This window comes from Gordoniibacillus kamchatkensis (assembly GCF_000829455.1).
Lineage (GTDB): Bacteria > Bacillota > Bacilli > Paenibacillales > NBRC-103111 > Gordoniibacillus > Gordoniibacillus kamchatkensis.
Genome location: NZ_JXAK01000044.1, coordinates 24,555 through 41,486 on the forward strand (window position 1 = coordinate 24,555; position 16,932 = coordinate 41,486).

The following is a 16,932-nucleotide window of genomic DNA, read 5'->3' on the forward strand; positions in this document are numbered from 1 at the left end:
GGTTCTTACCATGTTCGCAGCTCTTTCAAGCATTCTGCGGCGGCGGCCAGGTCCTGTTTCAGAAGCTCTCTTTTGTTTTCGTCGCGGAAGACGGCGGACGGATGGTAAGTCGGCATGATGCGGATCCCGTCCTTTTCCAGCCACGCGCCGCGGATTTCCGTAATTTTCGCTTTTCTGTCCACAATGGCCTGCACCGCTATGCTCCCGAGACATACGATGACCGCCGGGCGGACCAGCTCGATTTGCCGGAGCAAAACCGGCAGCGCATCCTGGACCTCGGATGCCCGCGGCGTCCGGTTGCCGGGGGGCCTCACTTTCATGACGTTCGTGACATACGCCTCTTCCCGGCGGATGTCCGCCCGTTCCAAATATTTATCGAGCAGCCTTCCCGCATTGCCGACAAAGGGACGGCCCGACTTGGCTTCCTGCTCCCCGGGAGCTTCCCCGAGCAATAGCAGGCGAGCTTGTGCCGGTCCTTCTCCGAACACAAGCCGCTCTCCCGGTTCCGGCAAAAATACGCGCAAACAGAAAGATTTCAATGTCTCCAAATCGCCGATCGCTTGCAATTCGGGAGGGGCGGTTGTGGCGGCGGTCATGTCGGAACAGCCTCCATCTCCAGCAATTCCCGCAGCATCCGGCCGTTGATGACGGCTTGCGCCCGGTAATGATTGTTCATGCTGACGAACGTCTTTTCCGTCTTCGCGGCGAGTTTGCGGATGTTCGGCACCCAGTTCTGCAGCTCGTTTTCGCTGTACAAATAGTCATACCGTTCGTGCGGCTCTTTATGGTGCCACCATTTCTTATAGTTCCTGCCGTGAAACCGGACATAGCCGATCGGGCCGGTCGCTCTGACGATCGGCGGAACGAGCGTTTTGAACTGCGGCTCGTCCACGCACACATAACCCAGCTGCTCTTCTTCGAGCAAGTCGAAAATGCGTTCGTCGATCCATTCCTCGTGGCGAAATTCGACGACGACCGGTATGTCGCCCATCATCTCTTTGAACTCCTTCAAATAATCCCGGTTTTCGTCCCGGTTCCGGAAGCTGGTCGGAAACTGCGCCAGCACGCACCCCAGCTTGTCTGCCTCGATTAGCGGCTTCAGCGCTTCCTTGAAATCCTCGAAGTGTTGCTCGTTATTTTCCCGTTTGTGGGTCATCCCCCGGTATGCTTTCATGACGAATTGGAAATGTTCTGGCGTTTTTTCCCTCATATGATACAGCATGAACCGGTTGGGCATCGCGTAAAACGACGAGTTCACCTCGGTAAACGCAAATTCCCGGGCGTAAAAGGACAGCATCTCTTTCTTGTCCAAATCTTCCGGATAAAAAGTCCCGCGCCAATCGTCATAGCTGTAACCGGCCGTTCCGATCAGAAGCATAGTCATCCTCCAAGCGCCTTGATTTTGTGTGCAACGACGCGTACTTGCCCGTTCTGCATCCGGACGATGCCTTCCAGTAATATGCCCTGCGGGTGCAATTCGTATAAAAACGCCTTGTAAGTAGTGGGATACAATACGGCTTCGATCATATCGGTATCGTCCTGCAAGACGAGCGTAAGCATGTAATCCCCATCACCCGCCGGGTACCGCCGGCTGTGTATAATGGTTCCGCATATCCGGATACGGGCATTGTCGCTGCAAGCGGACAGCGCTTCGATCGGAACGATGTTGAAGCGCCGCAAAAACTGCCGCCATTTCCCGGTTGGAGTTCGCTGCAACGGGAAGCCGAGCAGCGCCTTTTCCATCTTTCGTTTTTCCGGCTCGGCAAAATCCGGAATCGCCGCGGGCACCGCGTTACCGGCCATCTTCTCCGGCGCTTCGTTCAAAGCCGCGATCATCCCGCGCCGATGGCCGCCAAATCGGTCGCAGGCGCCCGCAGCGATCCACGCTTCGAGCACCGGCCGTTTGATCCGGTTCGCCTTCATCCGTTTCAGCCAATCGGGAAAAGCGCGAAACTCGCCGTCGCGGCGGCGGGAGCGCAGCAATGAAATGACCGATTCCGGCCCCGAGCCCTGAACCGCTTCGAGACCTGCGCGGATTCCTTCATCTTCCGCTTGAAACCCGAACCCGCTTCGGTTGACGTCGGGACCAAGCAGGGGGATGCCCATTCTGGCGATCTCCCTGACGTATACTTTTTTATCGTAATATCCGCCTTCCCCGCTCAGCACAGAAGCCATGTATTCTTTCGGGAAATGGGTTTTCAAATAAACGGTCCAATAGGCCACGTACGCGTAGGAGACGCTATGGGCTTTGTTGAAGCTGTACCCGGCAAACCGGGCCAAAAAGTCGAATACGGCCAGAGCGTCCCCGTTCGCCACGCCTCGCTCCGCCGCCCCGCGGGCAAAACGCTGCCGGTAGTACGCCAGCGCATCGGCCGATTTGGCGGCGAGCGCGCGCCGCAGCAAGTCGGCTTCGCCCATGGAGCATCCCGAGACGGCTTGAGCAACAGCCATCACCTGCTCCTGGTACAAAATCAAGCCGTACGTCGGCGAAAGGATGGGCTCCATCTCAGGCAGCGGAACTTCGAAGCTTTCTTCGCCACGGCGCCGGCGCAAATACGTTTCCACGATGCCTTCGTTCCACGCGCCGGGCCGGTACAAAGCGAGCAGATCGGCTACATCGCCGATGCTGCACGGCTGCATAGTGCGCATTAAGCGGCGGATTCCCATGCTTTCCAGCTGAAAGCACCCGAGCGTATGCCCGCTCCCGATGGTCCGGAACGTTTCCGCATCGCCCAGAGGAATATCGTTCACCTCGAGACGGCCGCCTGCTCGTTCGCGGATCGATGCCAACGTATCGTGAATGACCGTCAAGTTGCGCAAACCGAGCAGGTCGATTTTCAACAAGCCCAGCGCTTTTACATCGTCCTTGGTCAACGGAGTCATCGGCTCCCCGTTCGGCCTGAGCTGCAAAGGAATCGTCCGGGCCAAACGGTCATCTCCTAGCAACATGCCCGACGGGTGGGCGGAGTGCTGGTGCGGCATGCCTTCAAGCCGTTCGGCCAGCTGAAACAGCGACTTAAACGGCTCTTTGCCGAGCGGCAGCTTTTGCAATTCCGGCAACGTCTGCAGGCAGTGGCGAATTCCGCCTTTGCCTGAAAAAGAGGGAAGAAGCTTGGCCAATACGTCGACCTGTTGTTTCGGCATGCCCAGGCACGTCCCGGCCGCCCGTACCGCACCCCGCGTCCCGAACGTGCTCAGCACGCCGATATGCGCAATCCGCTCCGCTCCATACTTATCTCTGACATACTGCAGCAGCTCGCCCCGCCTTCGTTGGCAAACGTCCACATCGATATCCGGCAAATCGGCGCGGTCCGGACTCAGAAATCGTTCAAAGGACAAGCCGTACAGGAGCGGATTTACCTCTGTTATGCCGAGTAAGTACGCTACGAGCTGCCGGCGGCGGAACCTCTGCCGGGTCCGACGGGAATGCCCTGGCTGCGCGCATATCTTACAACGTCCCACACAATCAGGAAGTAGTCGGAGAGCCCTCGCGCCGTAATGACTTCAAGCTCCCGGTTCATTCGTTCCGCGGCTTTCTGCCGCTGCGAATCGCCCGGAGCGGATATGGCCGAATCAAAACGGCGCCGCATCCCTTCCAGGCACAGACGGCGCAATGCCTCGTCCGGATGGCGACAGGCGTCCCACTCTTGCGGGACGGGGAAGCTCGGCAGCCTCAGCTCTCCCGATACGAGCTCAAACCGGCATCTCCGGGCGATGCGGACCGTATTGGCCAAAGCATCCGGAAGATGGCGGAATTTTGCTTTCATTTCGCGGGGCGAGGGAAGATAGAACGGCCCTGCCGATGCTTCGGATAGGGGCCGCTGCTTATTTTTGCCGGACTGGATCATATGCAGCAAAACGGCGTCTTCGGGAGTCACGTAATGCACATCGTGGGTCGCCACAACTGGAATATCCAGCTCGCGGGCAAGCTGAACAACGCGTTCAATCCGGACATCGTCGCCCTCTAATCCGTGGTGTTGGAGCTCCAGAAAGAAATTGTCCTTTCCGAACCACTGAACGTACAGAAGCGCTTGCTTGGCGGCCAAATCCTTCTGGCCGTTCGCGATGAGACGATGGATCGCTCCGGTCGTTCCTCCGCTAAGCGCGATGATATCCCCGCAGAAGGACGGCGGATGGAACGTGCCGCGGTTCAACTGCTCGACAATGTGCTCGTATCCCCGCTTGGAAGCGGCCAATAAAATGAGAGATTCCCCAGCATCGCCGACTTGCATTTCACAGCCGACAATCGGGCGGATGCCGTGTTCTGCGGCAAGCTTGCAAAACGGAATCGCCCCGCTCACTGCGCCTTTATCCGTTATCGCCAGCGCCTCCATATCCCACGACTTGGCAGTTTGCGTCAGCTCATCCAAGCGGCATGCCGCTTCCTGCAAACTATATTCGGTATGCACGTGCAAGTGTACGAAGCCTGCTCCCAGCTTTTCCATGGCAGATCTCCTCTGAATGAACGAGAACATTTGTTTCTATCATATCGGAAGGAAGCGTCCGTTGTCATTGGAGGTTGTTTCCTTCCATATGCCGCAACCGGTTTTTATACTTTTTTTAGAATTGGTTTAGAGGCGTTTTAGACATGGCGGTTATGATGGATACAGAAAGCTCAAATAAAGTATCTAGGAGGATTACGATGAGAAAAAAATGGTTGACGGTAGGAGCCGGTTTCGGAATCGGCGCGGTGATGCTTGTTGCAAGCGGGATGTCTGCGATGGCGAGCACATCCGGATACGACGCCTACAAAACGGCACTGAACAATACGAAAGCGGAAAAGAGCTTGACGGCTATTGCGGAAGTGACAATTACCGATAACGGGGCGAAGGTGCTTGCCGGCACGGCGAACATCAAGCTGAACCATGATCTCGATGCCGGGAGTGTAGCCGCAACGATCGAGGGCGGCACTCAGACGCATTCCGCGAATGTGTATCGGCAAGACGGGAAAGTCGTGTTCAAAAGCGGCGACGATGACGTTTATCGGGTGATGGAACACAATGCTCCGAAATGGCAGCATGAAGGTGTTGCCCCGAATCCCCCAAAAGCAGTTGAGCAAGTATTCGACGCGCTCATGGGCAATGTCCGGGAGCTGGCGACGGTGGAAAGCGAAGCGGACGGAAGCAAACTGGCTGCACTGCATCTTTCCGGCAGCCAAATTCCTGCAGTAGTGAATGCGCTTGGCTCGATGGTCGTTTCCAAGGCTGCCGACGGCAAAGAATGGGACCACGGCAAATGGAATCACGGCAAAAACGATGCCAATCCGCCGTCGGCAATGAAAGTGGACCTACCGAAGCTGACGGACAACGTTCAAGTGCAGACGATCAATCTGGACGCCAAGATTAGTCCGGACAACGTGCTGGAGCAGCAGCAGGCCGAAATCAAAGTGACCGGCACGGATGAAGCCGGCAAACAACATGTTCTCGTTATCCAGCTGCATGTCGATTTAAGCGGCTTTAATCAAACGACGCCCGAACGGATCGACTTGACCGGAAAGCAGACCGAGGAAATTCGGCACGATGGCGCGGGACGGGGATGGCATCATTAACAACGTGCTGGAGAGTGAGTCCAATTGAGCGTAGTGGAAGTGAAGCAAGTTGCCAAGCTGTATAACAACGGCCGCGGAGTCCGGAATGTCAGTTTTGATGTAGCGCAAGGCGACATTTTCGGGCTCATCGGCCCGAACGGCGCAGGCAAAACGACCCTGCTCAAAATGTTGACGGGATTGATGCGGCCGGACCGGGGAACGATCCATATTTTCGGACATAGCGTAACGGAACGTTTCGAACAAGCGATGGAGCGCGTCGGTTGTATCGTTGAAACGGCGGATGCCTACGACTATATGAGCGCGTACGACAACCTGAAGCTGTCCGCCCGTTTTTATCCCGATTTGCCGCGGTCCAGAATCGGCCAGGCGCTCGAACAGGTCGGTCTTGCCCAATACGCGAACGAACGGGTGGGCGGCTATTCGCTCGGCATGAAGCAGCGGCTGGCGCTGGCTTCCGCCTTGCTGTCGAACCCGCGGATGGTCGTCTTGGATGAACCGACAAATGGCCTCGACATCGAGGGAATGGTCGATATCCGCAATACGATCCGCCGGTTGGCGCAGGAACATGAAATCACGTTCCTCATTTCCAGCCATATGATCCACGACTTGAGCCTGATCGCGAACCGCGTCGGGATAATGAACAAAGGCAGTTTGATCCGTCTTGGCGAAGCGAATGAATGGTTGCGGGACGGGATGACGCTGGAGCAGTACGTAGTCACACACCTTCAAGCTTCAAAGGAAGCGGATGATGATGATGAATAGTTTATATGCAAATACGCTCAATGAAATGGAAAAACTTTGGAAACGCCGCAGGACGAAAGGAAGCTTGCTGCTTACGCTCCTCGTACCGGCCGCGGCCGCCATGCTGCTGTCCGCGCTGCAAACGAACGCTGGCGTCCTGGGCAGTCTCGGAAGCAGCCTGCCGCTCATGATGCTCAGCCTGTTCACGTTCGCTCCGCTGCCGGTAGTTCTGTTTATGGCTGCGGCGGATTCGTTTTCCGGCGAGGCGGCGGCCCGCACGATCAAACTCGTACTCGTCCGCCCCATTGCGCGTACCAAAGTGTTCGCCTCGAAAGTGCTGGCGATCGCCGTCTACGTTGCCGTTCTTCTCGCGGCGCTTTGGATCGCTTCCGTCATCTCGGGCTTGTTTGTGCCGAAGGCGAATGTGGCCGGCAGTTTGCTGGAAAGCGCGATAGCTTATACAGCCGCTTTTGTGCCGATGATGGCGGTCGGCTTGATGGCGGTATTCGTGGCCCAGTGCTTCAGCAATACGACCGGCGCCATGACGCTGAGCCTGCTCATCTATGCCGCGGCTAAACTTTTGCCGTTCGTTTTGCCGCAAGTTTCCGTATGGTCCGTCTTCTCCTATACGGACTGGCATGTGCTGTGGATCGGAAACGCGGTATCGGCGGTGAAACTGCTTTCTTCATTCTTTCTGCTGCTCGCATATTGTATAATGGCTTATACGGCAGGATGGATCGTATTCGATAGAAAACAATGGTAATGAGCCGCCATACGAGGAGATTTGCCCATGTCCATCAAGACGAGACTGCTGCTTTCCTATATCGCCATGACCTTCATTCCCGTTGTGTTATTCGCATTGGTGTTCTCTGTGCTGAGCACCGTACTTTTCCAAAATGCAGCGGGAACCGGGGACAGGAAAGGACCTCCGGCAGTGTGGCAAATGGCGAACGCGCGCGACGAGCTGATCGCCGGCGTCAAGTTTATGGCCAGAACCGATCCCGACCGGTTCGCCGACAGCGCGTTTGTGCAAAACACGGACAAACAACTGAATGAGGTGCAGGCAGGACTCGTTGTCGTGAAAAATGGCCAGGCGGCGTTCGTTTCTCCTTTTGTCGCGATTCCCGACCTGCTCAACGAGCTGCAAGGAGTGCAGGCGGAGCAGAATCACCGTCCATGGGGCAATAAAGTAGGCGGCCGCTTCACGGCGGTAAAGTACGATGTCGCATTCGGCGATCATAGCGCCGGCACGGTGTATGTGCTGTCCGATTTGAGACCGTTGTTCGATAGCGCACGGAAATTTTTCCCGCTTCTCGTCTTGTCCCTGCTTGTGGTGATCGGGTTAACGAACGGCGTGCTCACGTTTCTTGTCTCCCGCAGCCTCATCAAGCCTTTATTTGCTCTGAAGCATGCAGCGGAACAATTCAAAGAGGGAAATTTGGACCATCAGGTGAGGCTGAACCGCAAAGACGAAATCGGCGAGCTGGGCGCGGCGTTCGAGGAGATGCGCAGCCGGCTGAACGACTCGATCCGTCTCCAATTGCAATACGAAGAAAACCGCAAACAGCTCATCTCCAACATTTCCCACGATCTCAAAACGCCGATTACCGGCATTAAGGCATGCGTCGAAGGGATACAGGACGGCATAGCGGACACCGGCCCGATGCGGGACAAATATGTGAGCATGATCGCCAAAAAAACGGATGAGATGGACCGGCTCATCGACGAATTGATGCTGTATTCCAAGCTTGATTTGAACAGGCTGCCGTTTCATTTGGAACCGGTCGATTTTGCGGCATATTTGCACGACTGCGTCGAAGAGCTTCGCCTCGACCCGCGTCTGGCCGGAGTGCGCATTTCGTTCACCCGTTCCGGCAACGGGCCGGTTTCGGTTATGGCCGACCGCGAGAAGCTGCGCCGGGTCGTCGTGAATATTATAGACAACAGCTTGAAGTATATGGATAAGGAACATAAAGAGATTGCCGTGGAATTGATCGAAGGCGAGACAGAAGCGACGGTGCGCATTCGGGATAACGGGCCGGGGATCGACAGCGCTGCGCTGCCGCACATTTTCGACCGCTTTTACCGGGCGGAGCCGTCGCGCAACACGGCAACGGGCGGCAGCGGCCTGGGCCTTGCGATTGTGAAACAAATCGTCGAAGGGCAAGGCGGCAGCGTTGGGGCGGAAAGCCGCAGCGGGGAAGGAACGACCGTGTATTTTTCGTTGCCAATAAAACATGGCGGTGAGCAGTCATGAAGCGAATATTGCTGATCGAGGACGAGCAGGTCATTGCGGAAGTGCAGAAAGACTACCTGGAAGCGGGCGGCTTCCGGGTAGACGTCGCGGCAAGCGGGGATATCGGCCTGAACAAAGCGCTGGCGGAGCATTACGACCTGATCATTCTTGATCTGATGCTGCCGAAGACGGACGGGTTCGAAATATGCCGGCAAGTCCGCAAGGCGAAAAATATTCCGATTTTGATCGTCTCCGCAAAAAAAGAAGACATCGATAAAATTCACGGGCTCGGACTCGGCGCGGACGATTACATGACCAAGCCGTTCAGCGTGGGCGAGCTGGTGGCCAGAGTAAAGGCGCATCTTGCCCGTTACGACCGGCTAACGGCGGATTATCGGCCTGCGCAGCAAGACGTGCTCCGCGTGCGCGGCGTCCGCATTGACAAAATGTCGCGGAAAGTGTTTGTGAACGAAGCGGAAGTTCCGTTAACGTCCAAGGAATACGACCTGCTGCTGTTTTTGGCGACGCACCCGAACCGGGTGTTCAGCAAAGACGAGCTGTTCGAGAGAATTTGGGGATTGGACGCTTTGGGGGACAATGCCACGGTGACGGTCTATATCAGCAAGCTGAGGGAAAAAATCGAAGCTGACCCGTCCAAGCCGCAGTATATCGAGACGATATGGGGCGTCGGGTACCGGTTCAATTTATAGATGCGTCTAACTTCAAATGCTGCAGTCTCTGAAGCGATCCCTTTTTACTTTCCGGTAGAGAGGATCGCTTTTTTCTATATCTTTCAAATTTTATACTTTTTTTAGATTTCGGTTAGATTCCATTTAGAATCGGATATTAACATGAGAGAAGGAAACGGTTTGGAAGGCGGGAGGTGAATGGTTTGGGGAAACTCGGCGCAACCGGGAAAAAGTGGCTGCTGACGCTCCATCTGTTGTTTTCCGGGCTCATGCTCGGCGAAGCGTTTGTCTTTCTGATTTTAAGCATTACAGCGGCAAATACGAGCGATGCAGGCGTGCTTCTGGGGTGTTACACCAGTATGCATGTTTTATCCAAAACGGCTGTTCGGTATTCTGTTATTTTCGTTATGATTACCGGGATTCTACTCTCTGTCCGCACCCACTGGGGTCTCTTCAAATTTAACTGGCTTATCGCCAAGGAAATCTTGACCCTTCTTTCCGTCGCATTGGGACCGATCGGTATGTATGTCTGGACGCTCAAAGCGGTTAAGTTGACTTCGGCAGAAGGGACAGGCGTTTTTCAGGATCCGTCGTTTATCGTGAACAGAGGCGAGCTGTGGACCGGCATTATTCTCCAGATCCTTTCTCTTTCCGCGATATTGGTGCTGTCCGTCTTCAAGCCGTGGGGACCGCGAAAAAAACGCCACAATCCTGAATGAACGAAAGGAGCAATGAAGCATGGATAACGAAAAGGGAAAAAGAACGGAAGACGACAGAAAGGCGAGCTCTGTAATGAAGGAAGGGGAAGAGGCAAGCCTATCCGCACGAATTCGATCGGTACGGTTCGTTTACGGGCTGCTGGCGGCGGGTTACTTTGCGTGCGTCATTCTTCAAGTCTTTTTTGCCGGATTGGCGGTTTTTGTGAAAAGCGATTATTTGCAGCTGCATCGCACATTCGCGAACGATTTCGAATTCGGATCGATCATCATGTTCCTGCTATCGTTTTTCGGCCGAATCCGCGGGGGGCTTCGTTGGTGGACATTGGCATTGTTTGCGCTCACTTCCTTGCAGCATATGACGGTCCGAACTTTCTCCGGATTTCTCCCGGCGTTCCACACCGTTGATGCCCTGCTTTTGTTTTGGATTTCGCTGCATGTTAGCAAGCGGTCATTGCCGTGGCTCATGCTGCGGAATGGACCGGGCAGGCTCCAAAAAGAAGCGGGCGCAATTAAGGGGTAAAACCGGGAGGGGTCACGTTCGATTCCTTGCGTACGAATTCGCCCTCCGCCATGGCTGAAATATCGCAATCGATAAGAAATGATCGTGTGCGGTTTATGCTAAAGTGAAGGAGGAAAGTCCATTAATTTGCGAGGCGAGGGGAGTTTTTAACGTGGCTGTCAAACTGGGAAATATTTTTGTGAACTTGCCGGTCAAGGACGTGAAGAAATCGATCGACTTTTTTACAGCGGCAGGTTTTGAATTTAATGCCCAATTTACCGATAACAACGCTGCGTGTTTGGTGATCGGCGATAACATTTTTGCTATGCTGGTGAGCGAGCATTTTTTTAAAACGTTCACCAAGAAGAACATTTCCGATGCGGCCAACAGTACGGAAGTCATCGTCGCCTTATCCGCCGACAGCAGAGCGCAGGTCGACGAGATTGCGGATAAGCGCTCGCAGCCGGAGGGAAGCTTTCCAACGAACCGACGGATCATGGCTTTATGTATGTAAGGAGCTTTCAGGATTTGGACGATCACCTTTGGGAGATTCTCTACATGGATCCGGCCGCAATTAACCAAGACTAGTATTCAAAATTATGGAAAATCATATATAATAGTCTCATCCTTAGGAGGAAGGTGGGACTTATATGCGCAAATATCCGTTGAAAAAAGAGCCTCGCGATTTGCGGGACTACCATTTCATGAGCGCCACGTATGTCAGGCCCGCGGATCTGCCCGAACAGATCGACTTGCGGCCGCATCTGTCTCCCGTCGTTGATCAAGGCCCGCTCGGCAGCTGCACGGCCAACGCGATCGTAAGCGGGCTTCGCGAATATTTGTTGCTGCAAAGCCGAGACAGCTTCACGCCGCTGTCCCGGCTGTTTCTGTATTGGCATGAGCGGGAGCTGGAAGGGCATATCGGGGAAGACTCGGGCGCATACATTCGCGACGGCATGAAAGTGCTGCAGCAGCTCGGCGTATGTCCGGAACGGGATTACCCGTACCGTGTCGACCACTTCGCCGACCGGCCGACGGTGCAGGCGGAAACCGATGCCAGAGCGTACCGCATCGCCGAATATCATCGCGTGCTCGATCTCGATGCGCTGAAGGCGGCGCTGGCGGAGCAGCAGCCGGTCGTTATCGGGCTCCTGCTGTACGAGAGCTTCGAATCGCCGGAAGTAGCCAGCACGGGCAAAGTGCCGCTGCCGCGCAAAACGCGGGAACGGGTGCTCGGCGGGCATGCGATGCTGGCTGTCGGCTACAAAAACCAGGCGCGGGGCCAAGGGTATGTGATCGTGCGCAACTCGTGGGGCGAAGGCTGGGGCGATCATGGTTATTGCTACATTCCGTACCGGATGTTTCGCGATCCCAGCCTGATGCTCGATATGTGGACCGGGAAGTAAGGGGCCGAGGAGGGCGAACGCGTATGAATACAGTTATCGGACAATGGCAAGACGCCGAGCCCGGGGTAAGGAGAAAAATTACGGCGGTCGGGCAGGCGATCATGAGCATGGTCGTCGAGTTCGAGGCGGGGGCGGAAGGCTACATGCATTCGCATCCGCATGAGCAGCTCACATACGTCGTGCGCGGGGAGTTCGATTTTACGATCGGCGGGGAAGTCCGCCGCGTGCGCGAAGGAGACAGCGTGTATATTCCTGGCGGCGCGAAGCACGGGGTAAAAGCGCTCGCCGCGGGGGCGCTGTTCGACACGTTTACGCCGTTGCGCGACGATTTGCTGCAGCGCATATAACGTTCCGCTTGCGGAACGCTTGCATAGAAGATTAGGCCCGGCGCGGGAAAACTTGCGGCGGGTTCTTTTTTATGCCTATATAGTCTAATTATGTCGATTCATGTTATAATAAGTAACACGCAATAAGAAGGGCAGGGGGAAGCGATGCTGTTCAAAGAGCAATACGCCGAAATAGCAACGATTGCGCGGACGATTTTTGACAATCCGGAACTCGGCTACAAAGAAGTCAAGACGCGGCAAACCGTCATCGATTTTCTCCAGAAGGTGAACCCCGCCATCGAGCTGGATTCGTTCAGCACCACGGGGCTGAAAACTTCTTTGGGGAGCGGGAAGGAGCTGAATATCGCCTTCATCGCCGAACTGGACGCCGTGTATGCGCCTTCGCACTGGCGCGCCGACAAGTCGACGGGTGCGGCCCACAACTGCGGCCACTATACCCAGGTTGCGATCGCCCTGGCGCTGTATCGCTATTTTTTCGTCTCTGGCGTTTACCGGTCGCTGGACTACAAGCTGACGTTCATTTTCGTGCCGGCTGAAGAGTATTTGGACTTGGCGTATCGGGACGAGCTGTTGAAAAGCAAACAGATCTCCTATTACGGCGGCAAACCGGAAGCGATGAAGCTGGGAGTGTTCGACGACATCGATATCGGCATTTGCGTGCACGCCATGGGCGGGGAATTCTCGGAGCGGACGATCGAGACGAATTGCGATTTGGCGGGATTTTTGTACAAGCGGTATACGTTCGGGTCGGAAAAGCGACGCATGCGGGCTTTGACCCGTTTTCCGCGAAAACGCTTACAGCATGTCCACGCTGTTCAACGTCGCTCTGGGCCTGAGCCGCCAGCAGCTGAAAGACTCGGAGAAGGTCAGAATGAATCCGATCGTGATGGAATCCGACATGTCCACGAACGTAATTCCGAACCGCATTACTGTCGGGTCTGATTTACGGACGCTAACGGTCGAGTACATGAAAGAAGCCGCCGCCAAAATGGACGATGCCGCCAAAGGCAGCGCCCTTGCCTTGCAAGGTGAAGTGTCGATCGAAACGCAAATGGGCTATTTGCCTTTCGTCCAGAACCGCTACTTGTCCGAGTTCGTGATAGAGGCGTTCCGCGAGAACGGGGAAATCGCCCAAATCCGCAATGAATCGGCGATAAGCGCGGCGGGGGACATCGGGGATTTGTCGTTCATGATCCCTTGCATCCAGATCGGTTACAGCGGCTTTACGGGCACGATCCACGGGGACGACTTCAAAGATATCGATCCCGAATTCATTTATGAAGTGTTCCCGCGCTTTCTGTCCCAAGTATTCGAACGCTTGAGCGGCAGGATCGACAAAACCAAGCTGTACAAAAGAACTTACGAGCAGTATGAAAAGCTGATCGCGTCCATCAGCGGATGACAGATTAACAGAAAAGAGGAGCTGCCCATGCAATCTGAAACTGCCAAGTCACCAAAGTCGTATTTTATTCTTTTGCTTGTATTCGCGCTTTTGGTCATTACAGCGTCAGAGTATATCGGTATCCAGTCGATCAAGTTCGGAACGGTCAAAATCAGCTTTCTGCCTCTCGTGTACGCCATTTTGATTACGATGGTGCTGGGCATCACCGTTTTCCGCAAAGGCATATTGAAGAAAGTGTACAGCGCGGAGAACGTGAACTTCTCCGGCAAATATTTGATCTTCATCATGCTTCCGCTGATGGCGCGGTACGGCGCGGACGTAGCGCCGAAAATTCATGAGATTTTGCGCGTAGGCTGGATTTTCTTCATTCAGGAATTCGGGCATTTGTGCACCGTGCTGATCGGGCTGCCGATCGCGATCCTGATCGGATTAAGGCGGGAGGCGATCGGTTCTACGCTCGGCATCGGCCGGGAAGGGGAGCTTGCGTACATCTCCGAGAAATATACGCTGGATTCGGACGAAGGCCGGGGCGTGCTGTCTTTGTACATTATCGGCACTTTGTTCGGGACTTTGTTTTTCAGCATTCTCACCCCGGTTCTCATTTCGCTCGGCTTTTCGGTCGAAGCGCTGGCGATGTCGGCCGGCGTAGGCTCCGCCAGCATGATGACAGCCGCTTCGTCCTCGCTGGTGGCCAGCATTCCGGCCAAAGGAAGCACGATAACGGCGTACGCTTCGGCCAGCCAGCTGCTGACGAGCTTCATGGGAACTTACACGATGGTGTTTTTGGCTGTGCCGCTGCAGCGCTTCATGTACAAATTACTCGTTAGGGGTGGCAAGTAATGGCTGTCGGCTTGAACAAATACGCGAAATATGCGCTCGTTTTGCTGCTTAGCATTTGCCTCATCTTATTTACGCAGGAAATCAAGCTGCTGAAAAATCCGCACGGCACGCCGATTTCCATGACGACCGTTTACGGTCTTTGCGTGCTGTGGCTGTTCTCTTTCATTGGCATTCTCATTTCCGGCCTCATGAAAAAAGTGCCTCTCAAAATCGTTCAGGATTTTCCCGTTCTGGGCTGGGTATCGATCACTTCGCTTGTGTTTTGCCTCATTTCCGACTCGTTCATCAAAATGATCCAGGCCGTCGACTTCTTGTCGATCACGACGCCGATCCTTACGTTTGCCGGGATTTCGGTGGCGAACCGCCTCATCGACCTTAGAAAAACGTCGTGGAAAGTCGCGATCGTAGCAGTGTTCGTGTTCAGCGGTATGTACATCGGAAGCGCCCTTCTGGCGCAGTTCGGCCTGCACGTTTCCGCAAAATAACAATAACGTGAAAATGAAACAGCCTCCGCCCATCATTCGGGCGGAGGCTGTTTCATTTTATCCGCCGGTTCCATTTCTTTACAAAACCTTCATGTTCAATTGACGTAACGTTGCCTTCGCGTTTACCGTGCGATGACATAAAGGGGCTATTCTTATGTACAGAACTTCAGGCTGCCCGGTCCCGGGCAACCCGAGAACTTCATTTTACATAAGAAAGGTAGAGAGAATCGATGCTCAATAAAAAGCTGCTCGCCCCAGTTATCGGACTTGCCCTGCTCGCTCCGGCCGCACTTCCGGCTGTAGCCGCCGCGGACGGCGTGAAAGTGCAATCGGTCGAATTCGTCGGCATGCCTGCTCCGTCCACGCCGGACGAAATGGCCAAGCTGTACACGACCGCCTCCCTGCAAGTGACGTACACGGACGGCTCCGTCCGCTCGTTCCCGCTCACGTACAAGACGCTGTTCAAGTCTACCGACAAAGTAGGCGGCACGATCGCCGGCGTCGCCGTCGACGCCAAAGGAAACCCGATCATGGACACGAGCGTGCCGAACAACCCGGTTCCGTTCGTATCCGACGACCCGGATTCCAACAGCCTGATGAAAATCGACGGCCAGAAGCCAACTGCCAAAGGCGGCAACCCGCTGACGCTGATTACGCACTATGAATACATAACTAACAACAATGCGGGCAAATCCGCTTACGGCGTCGTCCCCGCTTCGATGAGCCGGACCACGATCGACCAGAACAAAAAGACCGGCGAGCTCGTCGCTACCGATCTGCACAAAATCGACTTCTCCGGCGTAGACGGGCTGTGGATTCCTTGCAACGGCTCCTTGACGCCTTGGAACACGCATCTGGGCTCCGAGGAATACGAGGCGGATGCGCGCGCGTTCGAGGCCGATCCGACGCAAACTTACGTCGGGCCGTTCGCCAAAGCGTACTACCAGGACGACAAAAAGACCGGCAATCCTTACGCTTACGGCTATTTGCCTGAAGTTACGGTGAAAGCGGACGGAACGAACTCTGTCGTCAAGCACTACTCCATGGGCCGTTTCTCGCACGAGCTTGGCCGCGTGGCTCCGGATCAGAAGACCGTCTTCTTCGGCGACGACGGCGGCAATACGATGCTGTTCATGTACGTAGCCGACAAGGCGCAAGATTTGTCCGCGGGCACGCTGTACGCGGCGAAATTCACGCAGACGGCCGACGATGCGAACGGCGGCGCGGGTACTTTGTCCTGGATCAATCTCGGGCATGCGACCGACGCCGAGATTAAAGCCTATATCGATAAAGGCGTCAAATTCAGCGACATTTTCGATACGGCCGACAAAGACACGGACGGCTTCTCGAAAATCAAAACGTATCCGAGCGGCAAAACCGAGTGGCTGAAAGTGAAGCCGGGGATGGAGAAGGCAGCCGCATTTCTGGAATCCCGCCGCTACGGCGCGATGCTGGGCGCTACGGCGGAGTGGAACAAAATGGAAGGCGTTGCCGCCAACGCGAAAGACAAGAAGATGTACGTCGTCATCTCCTATATGGAGAAAGGGATGGAAGCCGACACGAAAAAAGCCGATCCGGTCGACGATATCCATATGAAGAAAATCAAGGCCGGCGTCGTGTACCAGCTCGATCTTAAGGGCGGTGTAAAGGATTCCGCAGGCAACGCCATCCACAGCGAGTATGCGGCGGCAACGATAAGCGGGCTCGTAGCCGGCAAAGACCTCGCCAAAGCGGACGAAAGAGGCAACACGGCTGACGACAACCTCATCGCCAACCCGGACAACATCGCCTATTCCGAAGGGCTGCGCACGCTGTTTATCGGCGAGGACAGCGGCATGCATGCGAACAATTATTTGTGGGCTTACAACATCGACACGAAGAAGCTTTCCCGCATATTGACGACCCCGGCGGGTGCGGAAGTGACGGGCCTCCAGAGCATCGACAACCTGAACGGCTTCAGCTACATCATGAGCAACATCCAGCATCCCGGCGACGAAATGATATTGCCGGACGCCTGAAA

The 16,932-nt window shown here is 55.2% G+C and carries 14 protein-coding genes and 3 pseudogenes; 14 read left to right on the forward strand and 3 right to left on the reverse strand.

All coding sequences use genetic code 11. From position 1 onward, the window contains the following. Positions 1-5 precede the first annotated feature (5 nt). The 3 genes and pseudogenes from SD70_RS22325 to SD70_RS33805 all read right to left on the reverse strand — a co-directional run bounded on the left by SD70_RS22325 (position 6) and on the right by SD70_RS33805 (position 4,475). A complete protein-coding gene (locus SD70_RS22325; RefSeq protein WP_052487757.1) occupies positions 6-596 on the reverse strand; it encodes a uracil-DNA glycosylase in 591 nt (196 codons plus the stop codon). Further along, positions 593-1,378, reverse strand: a complete 786-nt coding sequence (locus SD70_RS22330) for a DUF72 domain-containing protein (RefSeq protein ID WP_041049846.1) — start codon at positions 1,376-1,378, stop codon at positions 593-595. Before SD70_RS22330 ends, SD70_RS22325 begins: the two co-directional genes overlap by 4 nt. A 454-nt stretch (positions 1,379-1,832) precedes the next feature. After that, positions 1,833-4,475 (reverse strand): annotated as a pseudogene (locus SD70_RS33805) (PHP domain-containing protein). A 167-nt stretch (positions 4,476-4,642) separates the two neighbouring features. Between SD70_RS33805 and SD70_RS22340 the strand changes: the two are divergent. From SD70_RS22340 to SD70_RS22405, 14 genes and pseudogenes are all read left to right on the forward strand, one after another. Further along, positions 4,643-5,548: a hypothetical protein gene (locus SD70_RS22340; RefSeq protein WP_041049848.1), complete on the forward strand. Its 906-nt coding sequence runs from the start codon at positions 4,643-4,645 to the stop codon at positions 5,546-5,548. 33 nt (positions 5,549-5,581) lie between these two features. After that, on the forward strand, positions 5,582-6,310 hold the full coding sequence (locus tag SD70_RS22345; RefSeq protein ID WP_231571413.1) for an ABC transporter ATP-binding protein: 729 nt from the start codon (positions 5,582-5,584) through the stop codon (positions 6,308-6,310). A gap of 25 nt (positions 6,311-6,335) precedes the next feature. After that, a complete protein-coding gene (locus SD70_RS22350; protein ID WP_269432508.1) occupies positions 6,336-7,052 on the forward strand; it encodes an ABC transporter permease in 717 nt (238 codons plus the stop codon). A gap of 27 nt (positions 7,053-7,079) precedes the next feature. Further along, the gene (locus SD70_RS22355; RefSeq protein ID WP_041049854.1) at positions 7,080-8,546 is read left to right on the forward strand and encodes a sensor histidine kinase; all 1,467 of its coding nucleotides are present in this window, start codon (positions 7,080-7,082) and stop codon (positions 8,544-8,546) included. Next, positions 8,543-9,235 carry a response regulator transcription factor gene (locus tag SD70_RS22360; RefSeq protein WP_041049856.1) on the forward strand — a complete coding sequence of 231 codons (693 nt, stop codon included), beginning with the start codon at positions 8,543-8,545 and terminating at the stop codon, positions 9,233-9,235. The genes SD70_RS22355 and SD70_RS22360 overlap by 4 nt, the downstream gene beginning before the upstream one ends. A gap of 182 nt (positions 9,236-9,417) precedes the next feature. Then, entirely contained in the window at positions 9,418-9,933 is a 516-nt protein-coding gene (locus tag SD70_RS22365) for a DUF2269 family protein (protein WP_041049858.1), read from the forward strand. 19 nt (positions 9,934-9,952) lie between these two features. Beyond that, positions 9,953-10,453: a DUF6220 domain-containing protein gene (locus tag SD70_RS22370; protein WP_041049860.1), complete on the forward strand. Its 501-nt coding sequence runs from the start codon at positions 9,953-9,955 to the stop codon at positions 10,451-10,453. A 151-nt stretch (positions 10,454-10,604) separates the two neighbouring features. Beyond that, positions 10,605-11,020: pseudogene (locus tag SD70_RS22375) on the forward strand (VOC family protein). Between the two features lie 62 nt (positions 11,021-11,082). Next, positions 11,083-11,838, forward strand: coding sequence for a C1 family peptidase (locus SD70_RS22380; protein ID WP_052487760.1), 756 nt, complete (start codon positions 11,083-11,085; stop codon positions 11,836-11,838). 23 nt (positions 11,839-11,861) lie between these two features. Next, a complete protein-coding gene (locus SD70_RS22385) occupies positions 11,862-12,185 on the forward strand; it encodes a cupin domain-containing protein (protein WP_041049861.1) in 324 nt (107 codons plus the stop codon). Between the two features lie 144 nt (positions 12,186-12,329). Beyond that, positions 12,330-13,587: pseudogene (locus tag SD70_RS22390) on the forward strand (M20/M25/M40 family metallo-hydrolase). A 27-nt stretch (positions 13,588-13,614) separates the two neighbouring features. Continuing rightward, on the forward strand, positions 13,615-14,427 hold the full coding sequence (locus SD70_RS22395) for a DUF3100 domain-containing protein (RefSeq protein WP_052487761.1): 813 nt from the start codon (positions 13,615-13,617) through the stop codon (positions 14,425-14,427). Then, positions 14,427-14,912, forward strand: coding sequence for a hypothetical protein (locus SD70_RS22400; protein ID WP_041049863.1), 486 nt, complete (start codon positions 14,427-14,429; stop codon positions 14,910-14,912). The genes SD70_RS22395 and SD70_RS22400 overlap by 1 nt, the downstream gene beginning before the upstream one ends. A 230-nt stretch (positions 14,913-15,142) precedes the next feature. Continuing rightward, entirely contained in the window at positions 15,143-16,930 is a 1,788-nt protein-coding gene (locus tag SD70_RS22405; RefSeq protein WP_041049865.1) for a PhoX family protein, read from the forward strand. Positions 16,931-16,932: the final 2 nt, after the last annotated feature.